General features: G+C 63.9%; 14 protein-coding genes. 3 read left to right on the plus strand and 11 right to left on the minus strand.

Annotated features, from left to right (window positions below; translation table 11 throughout):
• Positions 1-21 precede the first annotated feature (21 nt).
• Entirely contained in the window at positions 22-1,080 is a 1,059-nt protein-coding gene (ompA, locus tag AB5Y94_RS17715; protein ID WP_123246664.1) for a porin OmpA, read from the minus strand.
• A 232-nt stretch (positions 1,081-1,312) separates the two neighbouring features.
• Between ompA and AB5Y94_RS17720 the strand changes: the two genes are divergently transcribed.
• Positions 1,313-2,047, plus strand: a complete 735-nt coding sequence (locus AB5Y94_RS17720; RefSeq protein ID WP_368206243.1) for a substrate-binding periplasmic protein — start codon at positions 1,313-1,315, stop codon at positions 2,045-2,047.
• Between the two features lie 66 nt (positions 2,048-2,113).
• Here the strand turns inward: AB5Y94_RS17720 and AB5Y94_RS17725 are convergent, their stop codons facing one another.
• Positions 2,114-3,130 carry an SGNH/GDSL hydrolase family protein gene (locus AB5Y94_RS17725; protein WP_368206244.1) on the minus strand — a complete coding sequence of 339 codons (1,017 nt, stop codon included), beginning with the start codon at positions 3,128-3,130 and terminating at the stop codon, positions 2,114-2,116.
• Positions 3,131-3,367: 237 nt separating this feature from the next.
• Between AB5Y94_RS17725 and AB5Y94_RS17730 the strand changes: the two genes are divergently transcribed.
• Entirely contained in the window at positions 3,368-3,748 is a 381-nt protein-coding gene (locus AB5Y94_RS17730) for a YgiW/YdeI family stress tolerance OB fold protein (protein ID WP_005305426.1), read from the plus strand.
• A 66-nt stretch (positions 3,749-3,814) separates the two neighbouring features.
• Here AB5Y94_RS17730 and mltC read toward each other — a convergent pair whose 3' ends face one another.
• The 5 genes from mltC to exeA form a co-directional block, all read right to left on the minus strand.
• On the minus strand, positions 3,815-4,915 hold the full coding sequence (mltC, locus tag AB5Y94_RS17735) for a membrane-bound lytic murein transglycosylase MltC (RefSeq protein WP_368206245.1): 1,101 nt from the start codon (positions 4,913-4,915) through the stop codon (positions 3,815-3,817).
• A 93-nt stretch (positions 4,916-5,008) separates the two neighbouring features.
• Positions 5,009-5,281, minus strand: coding sequence for an oxidative damage protection protein (locus AB5Y94_RS17740; RefSeq protein ID WP_005305420.1), 273 nt, complete (start codon positions 5,279-5,281; stop codon positions 5,009-5,011).
• Between the two features lie 8 nt (positions 5,282-5,289).
• A complete protein-coding gene (gene mutY / locus AB5Y94_RS17745; RefSeq protein ID WP_043171339.1) occupies positions 5,290-6,351 on the minus strand; it encodes an A/G-specific adenine glycosylase in 1,062 nt (353 codons plus the stop codon).
• Positions 6,352-6,534: 183 nt separating this feature from the next.
• The gene (exeB, locus tag AB5Y94_RS17750; protein ID WP_279462402.1) at positions 6,535-7,218 is read right to left on the minus strand and encodes a GspB family T2SS assembly factor variant ExeB; all 684 of its coding nucleotides are present in this window, start codon (positions 7,216-7,218) and stop codon (positions 6,535-6,537) included.
• Entirely contained in the window at positions 7,218-8,861 is a 1,644-nt protein-coding gene (gene exeA, locus AB5Y94_RS17755; RefSeq protein WP_368206246.1) for a type II secretion system protein ExeA, read from the minus strand. The genes exeB and exeA overlap by 1 nt, the downstream gene beginning before the upstream one ends.
• A 271-nt stretch (positions 8,862-9,132) precedes the next feature.
• On the opposite strand from exeA, the gene AB5Y94_RS17760 reads away from it, so the two are divergent.
• The gene (locus AB5Y94_RS17760) at positions 9,133-10,371 is read left to right on the plus strand and encodes a multifunctional CCA addition/repair protein (protein ID WP_368206247.1); all 1,239 of its coding nucleotides are present in this window, start codon (positions 9,133-9,135) and stop codon (positions 10,369-10,371) included.
• An 86-nt stretch (positions 10,372-10,457) separates the two neighbouring features.
• Here AB5Y94_RS17760 and AB5Y94_RS17765 read toward each other — a convergent pair whose 3' ends face one another.
• The 4 genes from AB5Y94_RS17765 to AB5Y94_RS17780 form a co-directional block, all read right to left on the minus strand.
• Complete coding sequence (locus AB5Y94_RS17765; RefSeq protein WP_017778380.1) at positions 10,458-11,336, minus strand: ABC transporter substrate-binding protein; 879 nt, start codon at positions 11,334-11,336, stop codon at positions 10,458-10,460.
• Between the two features lie 74 nt (positions 11,337-11,410).
• Positions 11,411-12,307: a hypothetical protein gene (locus AB5Y94_RS17770; RefSeq protein WP_368206266.1), complete on the minus strand. Its 897-nt coding sequence runs from the start codon at positions 12,305-12,307 to the stop codon at positions 11,411-11,413.
• A 118-nt stretch (positions 12,308-12,425) separates the two neighbouring features.
• Complete coding sequence (locus AB5Y94_RS17775; protein ID WP_042050192.1) at positions 12,426-13,115, minus strand: LrgB family protein; 690 nt, start codon at positions 13,113-13,115, stop codon at positions 12,426-12,428.
• Positions 13,108-13,509, minus strand: coding sequence for a CidA/LrgA family protein (locus tag AB5Y94_RS17780; RefSeq protein WP_019839011.1), 402 nt, complete (start codon positions 13,507-13,509; stop codon positions 13,108-13,110). The genes AB5Y94_RS17775 and AB5Y94_RS17780 overlap by 8 nt, the downstream gene beginning before the upstream one ends.
• Positions 13,510-13,518: the final 9 nt, after the last annotated feature.

Below are 13,518 nucleotides of genomic sequence, written 5' to 3' on the forward strand. Positions count from 1 at the left end.
GTGGTTACCCACCGGCGAGGATCACTGCTGCACTTCGGAGATCCCTTCGACCTTGACCTCGACCCGGCGATCCGGGGCCAGGCAGACGATCAGCTCGCGCTTGGACTTGCTGGTGCAGCTGTCGCCGGTGACCGGATTGCCCTTGCCGCGCCCTTCCACGTTGACCTTGTCTGCCGGCAGCCCCTTGCCGACCAGGTAGTCGGCGACGGTCCGGGCACGCTGTTCGGAGAGCTTCTGGTTGTAGGCATCGGAACCGATGCGGTCGGTGTAGCCGATCACGGTGGCGACGCCATCCTTGGGTCTGGCCTGCTCGATCTGGCTGTAGAGGTTATCCAGCGCCTGACCACCGGCCGGCTTGAGGGTCGCCTTGTTGAAGTCGAACAGCACGTCCGAGCTCAGGGTGAACTGCTTGTCGACCATCACGGGTTCGGGGGCCGGAGCCGGCATCGGCGCCGCCACCACGGGGGCGACCTGGCCGAAGCGATAGACCACGGCGACCGCCAGCAGGCCGTTGTCGAGTTCGGCCCCGGTCTTGTCGAGCGAGTTGTCGCCGAGCGGGGTGGTGTATTGGTACTCGAGGCGGGCGGCCCAGTCACGGTTGAAGGCGTATTCCGCCCCCAGCGCCCCGACAAAGGCGGCGCCGTTGTCATTGTCGAACTGCTTGCTGTCGGTCCAGGCGTAAGCGCCACCGAGGCGGGTATAGAGATCCAGGTTGTCACTGACCGGCATGCCGATCTTCATGGTGAGCTGGGCCAGTTGGGCTTTTATCTCGTCCCGGCCGATGTCGGTGGGGATCAGCTTGTCGGTCGCCGTGTATTTGTACTTGCCGAGCCAGTCGTAACCCAGTTCGAAGCCCAGGTTCTGGTTGACCTGGTAGCCGAGGAAGGCGCCGGCGCCGACATCGTTCTTGTCCTCTTCGCTGATGGCGTAGTTGTCCTTGATATCCTGGTTGTGATCGACGCCATAGAAGTTGGACCAACCCAGCTTGGCACCGCCATACCAGGTGTTGTCCTGTCCGGCTGCCTGGGCGTTGGCCGCAAGCAAGCCTGAAACCAGCAAGGTAATCAGTGTTTTATTCATGTTGAGCCTCTGCAATTTCATATTGTTGAGGGGAGGTTGACGGGGTCGCCTCTCCTTATGGGTCGGGCTTATAGCACAGCCACAACAGAGTAAGGGTAGTCGCTTTCTCCGGGTTCTCAAGCAACTGATATAAAACATAATGTGATTTTCATCGCCGCAATTTGCCGCCGTGATTTGCGCTCTGCCGAGGGGGCGCAATAGTTAATCGAGGCGGGTCTGCAGCGAGGTGAGCATGAACATCAGGTGGATATGGCTGTGCTGGGCGTTATGGCTGGTGCAGGGCTGGGCGGCCGAGACCCTGCAGGTGGTGACCGAAGACTATGCCCCCTACAACTATCTGGAAGAGGCCGAGGTCAAGGGGCTGGGCACCGAGGTGGTGGAGGCCATGCTGGAAGAGGCCGGCTTCGAATACAGTCTGGACATCTACCCCTGGGCGCGGGCCATCTCGTTGGCGCGCAGCCGTCCCAACGTGCTCATCTACAGCATCAGCCGCTTCCCCGAGCGCGAGGCGCAGTTCCAGTGGATCGGGGTGATAGCGCGTATCGACTTCCATGTGTTCGCCCTGGCCAAGCGCGACGATATCAAGCCCTTTAGCCAGCTGTCACAGGCGCGAGCCTGGTCCATCGGCACGGTGCGCAACGACGCGCTGGAGCAGTACCTCATCAGCCGCAATTTTTCCAACCTGCAACGCAACAACAACCATGAAGCCAATCTGCTCAAACTGTTGATGGGACGCATCGATCTCTGGCCGGTGTCGCAGGAGACGGCCTACTACTATGCGCGCCAGGCGGGCTATGGGCCGTCCACCCTCAAGATAGTGCACGACATCGAGGATTTTACCGGGGGGGATCTCTACGTGGCGGCGAGTCTGAAAACCTCGCCCGAGGTGGTCAAGCGGCTGCAGGAGGCGCTGGCCACCATCAAGCAGAACGGCATCTACGACGGCATCGTGAAGCGCTATCGCTGAGTGGTGCCAGTCTGTGAGGGCTGGGCCATGTAACAAGAAGGGCCGACTGTCGTCGGCCCTTTGTCATCAGTGGGCGAGGAACTCGTACTGAGCCTCGATGAAGGCACCGGCCCGCTCGCTCAGGGCGGCGTGCACGACAGTGGTGGGGTGAACCTGATCCCAGAACATCTTGCCTTCGCAGTCGAGGGTGCTGGCGCTGCGACGCACCATGGGGCTGGCCACGGCCTGGGCCAGCAGCGGGTTGCCGGCGATGGCGAGGCGTTCCTGCGGGTTGAAGGCGGAGAGGCTGCTGTCGCTGGCGACACTGGTGGCACTGCGGGAGGCAAACGGCTTCCACACATAGCCGCCGCCGTAGCAGGCGTTCTCGGTGTCGCTCAGGCCGAAGTTCTGCGGCTCGCGCAGCATCTCGGCGAACTGCTTGTCGATCTCGAACAGCTTGACGATGCCGGTGGGGGCCAGCTGGCGTGCCAGGTTCAGCAGCAGCTGGTTGTGGTAGGCGGAGACATGGCTGGCCGCCTCGACCACCTTCTGGCTGCGGGCCGAGGGGTTCTGGCCCAGATCCGGCAGGTTGAACAGCAGAATATGCTTGGCGCCATTCAATACCATGCGGTTGGCCGCATCGCTGATGGCGTCGCGCACCCGTTTGGCATCCTGCTCGGTGTTCCAGCCATAGGCCAGGTAGTCGTTGGCACCGACCCAGAGGATCACCAGATCATCGGGTTTGAAGCTGTCCTTTTGCAGGAACTGGGTGACCTCGTAATCCAGGTTGTTGATGACCTGATACTTGGGATTCCAGGAGATCTTGTTGTAGGCCACCGCGGTGGCGCCCCCCTCCGCCTCGTTGGCGATGGTCAGCCCCGGGAACTGCCGGGTCAGCTGCTCCAGCCAGACCGGCCCGTTGGAGAAGCGGCCCTGATAGTAGGGAGGGCTGGAGGGGAGATAACCGCGCATCTTGCTGTACATCTTGCCGGTGTCGGAGAGGCTGTCGCCAAACATCACGATCCGGGAGAAGGCGGGGCGACTGTCGGCTGCCTGAACTGTCAGCGCGAAGAGTCCCAATAAACACACAAACCATTTCTTCATCTTGTTGTTCTCATTGATTGGAAGCAGGTGGTGCCTGCAGGCTGTTCCTCGATAGGCAAAGGTGCTGGGAAGCTGTTTTGCCATCTTTCAGGGTATAAGGCCGAATTTTATTTCGCAGCAGTGGGGGCTGATTAAATCGATTACGGTCACATCCCCTTCACCCAGATGGGGAGGCTTCACGTTTGTTTCACGCCCCGGCAGGCAGACTGCACCCGTACCCAATGACAGGAGCATGAAATGAACAAGGCAAGCGTAATCGGTCTGTTGACCCTGATGTCCATCTCTTCTTTCGCCATGGCGGCCTATACCGGCCCGCAGGAGCAGAACAAGGTGTCCGTCGCGCAGTTGAAGGATCTGGCCGATGACAGTTGGGCCACCCTGGAAGGGAAGCTGGTCAAGCACCTGGGCGGAGAGAACTACCTGTTCCGCGACGCCAGTGGCGAGGTGGAAGTGGAAGTGGATCAAGACGTGTGGCGTGGCACCGAAGTGGGCCCGGACGATCTGATCCGCATCCGTGGCGAGGTGGACCACAGCTGGAACAAGACCGAAGTGGAGGTGGAGAAGCTGGAGAAGGTGGGCGCCGCCCCACAGAGCAAGGGTGGTTTCATCGCCAAATAAGGGCTGACTCCGCACGCCAGACGTAACAAGGGCGCCTCCATGAGGCGCCCTTTTGCTTTGGTCTGCTTAGCCGGTGCGGGCCAGCGTGCGCTTGAACCCTTTCTCGGCCTGATTGACCTTGTAGAGATAGCGGCGGGCTTCCGCCTTGGGGTGCTGCTCGGTCAGGATCTGGTAGACCGCCTCGGGGGAGAGCTGATTGATCATGCCGGGCGCCGCCTTGCGATCGCTGGAGAAGGTGTTGAGCACCCCGCCGGCACCGCCGTTGTAGGCCGAGATGACGGCGTAGCGACGCGAGCGCGGATCCTGGATATCCCCCAGATAGACGGTCTGCAGCAGGTGCAGATAGGCGGTCCCGACGTCGATGTTGTAGGCCGGGTTGAACAGGTCCTCCCGGGTCGGCTGGCCGCTCTTGCCCTTGACCCGCACGTAGACGTCCCGCCCGGCGGTGGCCGGGATCACCTGCATCAGGCCGTAGGCGTTGGCATGGCTGACCGCATAGGGGTTGAAGCTGCTCTCGGTCTTGATCACCGCGTAGATCAGGCTCTCCGCCACCCCGTACTTGCGGGAGGCTTCCCGGATCAGGCTGGCGTACTTGTAGCCCCGTCGGTCCTCGTGGTTGGCCACCATGGGGATGTCGACGAAGAAGATGGTACGGATGCCGAGGGTGCGCTTCTTCATCGCCGTGTTGAGCAGGTAGTCGGCATAGCGCTCGGCACGCCAGTCGAAGCGGATCGGCTGGCCCTGGTTGTCCAGCACCTGACCGTAGAGGAAGGGCTCGCCGCCGGGCAGGATCTCGGCGTCGGAGTAGAGATCCACTTCCGCCGGATCGTCCGGGGTGAGCAGGGTTTCGATGATGGCGCGGCGCAGATGGGAGCGCGGGTCGATGCCGGAGACGGTCTCGACCATGATGTGGCCGCTGGAGAAGTCGATGTGGGCCCGGCTCTTGTATTGATCCGTGTATTTGACGTAGTCAAACTTGCCCGCAAACAGCGCCTCACGCCCCCAAATCTCGTTCACATTGTGGGAGAGCGCGCTAATCATGTGTTCAAAGCCGCGGATGTCCTTGCCGTTGACGAGATCGTCATCCTCGCTGCCATTGGGCTTGGGGGAGGATGAACAGGCAGAGAGAAACAGCAGGGTGCACAGCAGCCAGAAAATTCGGCCCATAGAGTCCTCAAACTGGGCGGCGGGCCGCCCGTCACTTCCGTCGTTGCCGTGAGTCGACGGGGCCGGCCTGCGCAGGCCGGCCCCGCTCACGGGTTATTTGCTGGGCGGGGTATAACCGTCGATGGCCACTTCACCCGCTTCAAACAGGTAGTTCACCATCTCTTTCTCCAGCAGCTGGCGATGCTCGAGGTTCATCATGTTCAACTTCTTCTCGTTGATCAGCATCACCTGCTTCTTCTGCCACTCAGTCCAGGCTTCCTTGCTGATATTGTCAAAAATGCGCTTGCCGAGTTCACCGGGGTAGAGCTGGAAATCGAGACCCGGGCCCTCTTTTTTCAGGCGCTGGCAAAATACGGTACGGCTCATGTTGACCTCTATGGTTGTAAGTCCGGATAGGCGAGCAGACGGGCCGTGGCGGCCGCCAGACCCACCTCTGCAGGATGGCGTAAGTTATACCAGAGTCGGTTATCCGCTTCCATGAGCAGGGGGGCTGGCGGCGCGTCGGTTTCGATCAGCATGGGCCGGATGTCTAGGTGAAAGTGGCTGAAAGTATGGCGAAAACCGGCCAGTTCGCGGGGTTCGCTGCCGGTCAGGCCGAGCCGCTGCAACAGCCCAGCCACCTCGGTGTCCGACTCCACCTGGGGGAAGCAGTAGAGCCCGCCCCAGATCCCCTGCGGCGGCCGCTTCTCCAGCAGCAGCTGATCGCCGTGGCGGATGAGCAGCATGATGCCGGTACGGGCCGGGATGCTCTTCTTGGGCTTGCTGTTGGGGTAGGCGGTGGGGTTGCCCTGCGACAGCCCCTGGCAATCCTCCCGCACCGGGCAGCGCTCGCAAGCGGGCTTGCTGCGGGTGCAGACGGTGGCCCCCATGTCCATCATGGCCTGGTTGTAGTGGGCCACCCCGAGCTTGGGGGTGAGGCGGATGGCCAGCTCCCACAGATCGTTTTCTACCTGCTTCTGGCCGGGCCAGCCGGGCAGGGCCAGCCAGCGGGTGAGTACCCGCTTCACGTTGCCATCCAGGATGGCGTGGGGCTGGCCAAGGGAGAGGGAGAGCACGGCACCCGCGGTGGAGCGGCCGATCCCCGGCAGCGCCATCACCTCCTCCAGCCGCTCCGGGAAGAGGCCGCCATGGAGGTCGCGGATCTGCTGGGCCGCCTTGTGCAGGTTGCGGGCGCGGGCGTAATAGCCGAGCCCGGTCCAGTGGTGCAGCACCTCGTCGATGGGGGCATCGGCCAGTGCCAGCACGTCGGGAAAGCGGGCCATGAAGCGCTGATAGTAGGGAATGACCGTAGCGACCTGGGTCTGCTGCAGCATGATTTCCGAGACCCAGACCCGGTAGGGGGTCTTCTCCTGTTGCCAGGGCAGGGTCTTGCGACCGTGGAGCTGATACCAGTCCAGGATCCTGGTGGCGAAGGTCACGTTATCTGAGTTGTTCACATTATGCTCATGTTATTGATTTAAAACTAAATTGACTAACGTGTAGCGGTCTTGGCGCTGATACCAGTGCAACGTCCGGTTGGCGAAGGTGGTGTTGCTCGGACTGCTCCCTTTGTTCTCATGTCATTGATTAAAAAGGGGAGCTCTCAGGCTCCCTCTTGAAATGGCGGTGGTATGCGCGGTTTAGCCGCGCCAGTCCTGCAGCGCCTTGAGGCTGGCATTCTGCCCACCTACCTGCAGGATGATGTAATCCTGGGCGATGGCGAGCAGGGTGACTCCGGGGGCGACTTCGCTCCCTTCCCGGTAGGTGCGCCCGTTCAACCTCACGGCCCGGTTGGCCGGGTTGGAGGAGAAGACGTGGGCGCCGTAGGCCAGCGGCGGTACCTGCTGGCGGAGCGCCTGCGGCAGAGCGCTGAGCGGCGTGGCCTGCAGCTCGGCCGGCACCTGCGGCGGCGCGCCCTGCTCCCGCAGCGGAGTGTTGTTGAGGGCATTGAGGATGCGCTCGGCCAGCCCCTGGCTGCTGTCGGCGGGCGCTGGTGCGGGCTGTGCATCGACCTTGGGGGTGACCACGGGTTCGGGCGGCGGCGGTGGCAGCGGCCGGGTGATCATCGGTTTGGGCTCGACCCGCACGAAGGGCGGGGTCACCACCTCCTTCACCTCCACCGTCTTCTCGATGGGGCGGTTGTTGAGCAGGTGCCAGCCATAGTTGGCGGCGGCCCCCATCACCAGCGCCAGCGGGGCCAGCAGCCACCAGATCCAGCGCCTGGGTTGTTCCTCATCCTGGCTGAACGGCAGCCCCATCGCCGGAATGTGCGGGGTGAACTGGGGCTGATCGGCCCGCCGCAGCGCCTTGAGCAGGGTGGACATCAGGAAGCCTCCTCCGACAGTGTGTTGATGGCATCGTCCTCTGCCGGATCCAGCTTGGCCGGCTTGCTGGCCCGCTGGGCGTCATCCTCCAGCTTCGGCATGGGTTCGCCGGCCATCACGTTGAGGCGCAGCAGGGTGTTGCTGCCGGCGATGCCGTCCGGCGTCAGCCCCTGCTCGCGCTGGAACTGCTGCAGCTTGGTCTTGAGCTCGGCATCGAAGCGACGGACCTTGCGATCCGGCTGCTGCAGGGCCCGGCTGAGGGCGTTGTCGAGCCACTGCACCTGGCTGGGGCCTGCGTTGTTGCCGATCAGGGTGACGCCGCCCTTGGGCATGCGCCACAGCAGGGTGTAGCTGCCACCCCAGTAATCGTTCAGCCACTGCCGGTCCACCTGCCAGCTCTGGTTGCCGATGAGCAGGTTGGCCTTGTCGGGGCCGAGGTTGACCAAGGTGGCGTAATAGGTGCCGCCGGTCTCGTCGGTCAGGCTGACGAGGGCGGGATACTGCAGGGCCTGCAGATCGGCCAGGGAGGCTTCCCCCTCCTGGCAACGCAGGCCGGCGCGCGGTGCGTTGTCGCAGGTCGCCTCTTCCAGTTCGGTCTGGTAGCCCCACACCTTGTAGAGATTCTGCATGGCGCTGTCCGGCTCCAGCGCCTGGTTGATGGCGCGGGTCAGCTGCTCCTGCTGCTCCGGGGTGTCGTCCACCTTGACCGGCACCTCCACCGTGACCACCGGGCGGGTCGGGAAGACCCCGAAGAACTGCCAGCCCCACCAGCCGGTGGCCACCAGCAAGGCGCCAACCAGCGCCACCATCAGGCCGGACTGCCAGGTGCCCTCGTCACGGATGCCGCTCACCTCGAAGGCCGCCAGGCTGATGTCGCCGTGCACTATCTTGTGGCTGCCGCGGGCGAAGGCGGCGATCAGGGCGCGGTCGCAGATGAGGTTGATGAGGCGCGGAATGCCGCCGGAGAGGCGGTGCAGGGTCTGGATCGCCTTGGGGGTAAAGATGGGCTGCACGCAGCCGGCCACCTGCAGACGAAAGCGGACATAGGCATCCACGTCCTGGCAGGAGAGCGGCAGCAGGTGGTAGCGGGCTGTGATGCGCTGGGCCAGCTGGCGCAGCAGGGGCTGGCGCAGCATCTGCTGCAGCTCGGGCTGGCCGATGAGCACCACCTGCAGCAGCTTCTTCTCGTCGGTCTCCAGGTTGGTGAGCAGGCGCAGCTGTTCCAGCACGCCGGGCAGCAGGTGCTGGGCTTCGTCCACCAGCACCACGCTGCGCTTGCCTGCCGCCAGATTGGCCAGCAGGTGATCGCGGATAAGGTCGAACAGCTGCTTGAGGCCGGCATCCTGGCCATAGCCCAGCTGGAACTCGTCGCAGATGGCCGCCAGCAGGTCCCGTTCGGTCAGGGATGGATTGAGGATGTAGGCGATCTCGGTCTCGGCCGGCAACTGCTGCAACAGGCAGCGGGAGACGGTGGTTTTGCCGGTGCCCACTTCCCCGGTCAGCAGCACGAAGCCGCCCCCATCCTGCAACCCGTAGTTGAGGTGGGCGAGGGCTTCCCCGTGCCGTTCACTCATGTAGAGGTATTTGGGATTGGGCGAGATGGAGAACGGGTGCTCCGACAGACCGAAGAACTGTGTGTACATAAGGATCCATTCCGTTGTTATGGGCGGCAGGTTAAAGCCTCCCCCAAGGGATGTCAAAGACCCGGATGCCATAAGGGGGGCCAGCGCGCACCCTGATCTCCCGGTGGGGAAATCAGGGCTGCGGCCATGGCGGCTGGCGGTGGGAAAAAGGGCCAGAAGTATCGAGGGCGGCCCCGCCAACCGGGTTCACATGGCATCGATGTCGGGCCGGGAATAGTCTCCATCGGTCAAACCGGTATAATCGGGACAGGTTTATCAAGGGAGACAGAGCTTGCAGACTTATCTGGTTGGGGGCGCGGTGCGGGATCGCCTGCTGGGATTGCCGCAGGGGGACAGGGATCACCTGGTGGTCGGGGCGACCGTGGAACAGATGCTGGCACTGGGTTTTACCCAGGTGGGCCGCGACTTTCCCGTGTTTCTGCACCCCAAGACCCAGCAGGAGTACGCGCTGGCCCGCACCGAGCGCAAACAGGGGCAGGGTTACACCGGCTTCGTCTGCCACGCCTCGCCGGAGGTGACGCTGGAGCAGGATCTGCTGCGCCGGGATCTCACCGTCAACGCCATCGCCGAAGATGAGGCGGGGCAACTGCACGATCCCTATGGCGGCATCGAGGATCTGAAGCAACGGGTGTTGCGCCATGTCTCCCCCGCCTTTGCCGAAGATCCGTTGCGCATCCTGCGGGTGGCCCGCTTCGCCGCCCGCTTCCACGCCCAGGGTTTCGTGGTGGCTCCCGAGACGCTGGCGCTGATGCGCGAGATGACCGAGGCCGGCGAGCTGGCCCACCTGACCCCTGAGCGGGTCTGGAAGGAGCTGGAGAAGGTGCTGTTGGGGCCGACCCCGCAGGTGTTCTTCGAGGTGCTGCGCGAGTGCGGCGCTCTGGCCGCCCTGTTCCCCGAGCTGGACGCCCTGTTCGGGGTGCCAGCTCCCCCCAAGTGGCACCCGGAGATCGATACCGGCATCCACACCATGATGGTGCTGGCGCAGGCCTGCCGCCTCTCCCCCGAGCTGGCGGTGCGCTTCGCGGCGCTGTGCCACGACTTTGGCAAGGGGCTGACCCCGCCGGAGTTCTGGCCGAGTCACCACGGCCACGGCCAGAAGGGCTTGCCGCTCATCCGCGATTTCTGCGAGCGGTTCCGGGTACCGAACGAGTGCCGCGATCTGGCGCTGCTGGTGAGCGACCTGCACACCCATATCCATATCGCCTTCGAGCTCAAGCCGGCGACCCTGCTCAAGGTGTTCGACAAGGCCGACGCCTGGCGCAGGCCCGAGCGCTTCGCCCAGCTGCTGGACGCCTGCCGGGCCGACTTCCACGGCCGTACCGGCTTCGAGGAGCGGGTCTATGCTGAACCCGACTATGTGGCGCAGGCGCTGGCGGCCGCCCAGGCGGTGCCGGTGAAGGAGATAGTGGCGGCCGGCTTCAAGGGGGAGGCTATTCGCGAGCAGCTGGCCAAGCGCCGGCTCGACGCCATCAGCCGGGTGCGCGACGAGTGGACCTTCCTCGAGGATTGACGAGGTATGGAGACGAGGCATGGACAAAAAGCCCGGGTCAGTGACCCGGGCTTTTTCATGGTCGCGCCGGCATGGCGGGGGGCCGCCTAGTCACCGGGGCCGAAGCGCTCATGCACCGGGTCGTAGAAGTAGGCCTGGTAGTTGAAGTCGATCCCCTTGATGTAGGGGTTTTCCAGCCGGAACAGCCGGCGGGTATTGAGGTGGGCGAAGCTGAGGGAGGGCTTGAATGCTTTCAGCCAGAGCGCCTGCAGGGAGCCGTCGCGCCAGGCGGCCTTGAGCCCCTGCTGCACCCGGTCGATGGCTTGCCGGTTGCCGTTGTGGGTGAAGAAGACCCGGGGCAGGGGGTAGTAGAGGGCCAGGCTCTCATCCATCATCAGCCCTTCCACTTCTTTGTGGTTCAGCTTTTCCTGAGGCAACTCGTTGATCCCGCGACAGAAAAGATCGAAACGGCCGCGAGCCACCATCTTGAAAAGCTGCTCGTAGCCCTCCACCTCCAGCACCTTGAAGCCGGCCCGGCGCAGGATCTCTACGTCGAGCCAGCCCTTGCCCTGGCCGATGTCGAAGCGCTTCAGCTCATCCAGGCTGGTGGCCTTGGCAACCTCATCCTTGCGGGTAGGGCTGACGAAGCAGATGCGGTAGCTGACAATGCCGATATGGATGGGGAAGCGCACGTAGTCGATGCCGCTCATGTCCCGGTCGGCGCGGTAGCTGTCCATGGCGAACAGGTTGGGGTAGTGGTTGAAGCGCAGGCTGACCCACATCCGGGCCAGGGTCATGGGGGGGGCGGCCTGCATCCGGTAGTCGCCATGGCTGGCGCGGGTCTTCTCCAGCGCCAGGCGCAGGACTTCGCGATCATAGGTGCTTCTGGGGTCGTGCTCGCTCTCCGGACTCATGTAGGTGAACAGGGTCGGGCCGGCCAGCACGGGCATGGCCGTCAGCAGGGCGAGCAGCGGGGTCCAGTGCATCATGCGCTCCTGTGAAAAGCAGAGACTCTTCTGAGTGTAGTGACTCTCCCGGCCGTGAGCGGGCAGAGCCAGGGTCAGGGTTTGCCGGTGGCGGGCTCGCCCGGTCCGAAGCGCTGGGTGAGGGGATCGTAAAGATAGGGGTGGTAATCGAAGTCGAGTCCCTGCAGCAGGGGGTTGTCCAGTCTGAACAGTTGCCGCTGGTCGAGCCTGGCAAATGCCAGCGCCGGCTGGTAGGTCTTGAGCCAGAGCGCCTGCAGTGAACCATCCTGCCAGGCCAGCTGCAGGCCGGCCCGGATCCGGTGCAGGGCCCGCTGGTTCTCCTTGTGGCTGTAGAAGAGGTGGACGAAGGGGTAGTAGAGCGCCAGGTGCTGGTCGACCGTCAGCGGCCCCAGATCCTTGTGGGTATCCAGCTCGCTCAGCAGCTCGTTGGCACCCCGGCAGAAGAGGTCAACTCGGCCGCGCACCACCAGCTTGAACAGCCGCTCGTAGCCCTCAACCTCCTGTACCTTGAAGCCGGCGGCGCGCAGTATGTCGGCATCCTGCCAGCCGCGGCCCTGGCCATGGGTGAACTGCTGCAGATCGCTGAGGGTGCGCACTCGGGCCACGGCCTGCTGCTGCTTGGGGCTGACGAAGCAGATGCGATAGCCGAGAATGCCGAGATCCACCGGGAAGCGGACATAGTCGAGGTCGTGGCTCCCCTCCGGGCGCGGGAAGCTGTCGATGGCCAGCAGGTTGGGGTAGAGGTTGTATTGCAGCACCTGACGCAGCCGGGTCCGGCTCATGGACGGGGCCGGGCGCAGTTCGTAGTCGCCGAAGCTGTCGCGGGTCTTCTCCAGGGCCAGCTGCAGCAGCTGCTGACCGTAGAGGGAACGCAAATCCCGGTCACTCTCCGGGCTGACATAGGTCACTATGTCCGCGGCCGGCAGCAGGGGAGAGAAGAGCAGACTACCGGCCAGCAGCCCCAGGATCATCGTTCTGTGGTTCATCATACCGCTCACAACTGTCACATTGAGTTGAGTGTAGCGGTTGATGGCGTCGGGACGGGCTCTCCGGCGCCGGAACCTGTGGCCTTGACCTGCCGCGCGATCGCTACCAGAACAGCTGACCCAGCAGAGGCGCCAGCAGCACTGTCACCATGCCGGCTATCATCATCACCATGCTGGAGACCACCCCCTCCTCGTTGCCCATCTGATAGGCCTTGGCGGTACCGGCGCCGTGGGCCGAGGCACCAAAGCCCGCCCCCTTGCCGAGCCGGCTGCGAATGGCCAGCAGGGTGAGCACGCTCTCCCCCACCGCCATACCAATGACCCCGGTCAGCACCACGAACAGGGCGGTGAGATCGCTCTGACCGCCGATGGCGCGGGTCGCCTCCACCGCGAAGGGGGTGGTGATGGAGCGCATCGCCAGACTGCGCTGCAGCATGTCGGAGAGATCGAGCCAGCGGGCCAGCAGCACGGTACTGCCCACCGCCATCATGACGGAGGCGACCACCCCCACCGACAGTGACAGCCAGTGGCGGCGAATGAGCCGGCGGTTCTCGTAGACCGGCACCGCGAAGGCCACGGTGGCCGGCCCCAGCAGCCAGAGCAGCCAGTGGGATTCGGCCATGTAGTCCTGATAGGGGATGTGAAACAGCATGACGACCGCCACCAGCAGGGTCGGCGCCAGCAGCAGCGGCATCAGCGGCAGGATGCGCTTCTTGCCGTAGAGCCATTTGCTGGCGTAGTAGAAGAGCAGGGTCAGGGCGAAGCAGAGCAGGCCGAGCAGGGTATCAGACATGACGACGACTCCGGCGGGCCAGTTTCAATTCGAGGCGGTAGACCCTGTCCACCACCAGTGCCGTGGTGCCGAGCACCAGGGTTGTGCTCACCAGCAGCACCACCATGATGCGCCACCCCTCCTGCAACAGCAGCTCCTGATAGTTGACCACCGCCACCACGGCGGGGACGAAGAACAGCAGCATCTCCGCCAGCAGCCAGCGGGCGCCAGCTTCAAACCACTGGGCCTTGACCACCCCGAGCAGGATGCAGGCCAGCAGCAACAGCATGCCGGTGAGGTTGGCAGGCAGCGGCAGGTGGAGGGTGCGCACCGCGGTATCGGCCAGCAGCCAGATGGCGGCCAGCAGGGCGATTTGGAAGGGAGTCTGGAACCAGCGAAGGGAGAGGGCTTTCATGATATGGGT

This window comes from Aeromonas sp. s5 (assembly GCF_040907865.1).
In the GTDB taxonomy this organism is placed as follows: domain Bacteria; phylum Pseudomonadota; class Gammaproteobacteria; order Enterobacterales; family Aeromonadaceae; genus Aeromonas; species Aeromonas dhakensis.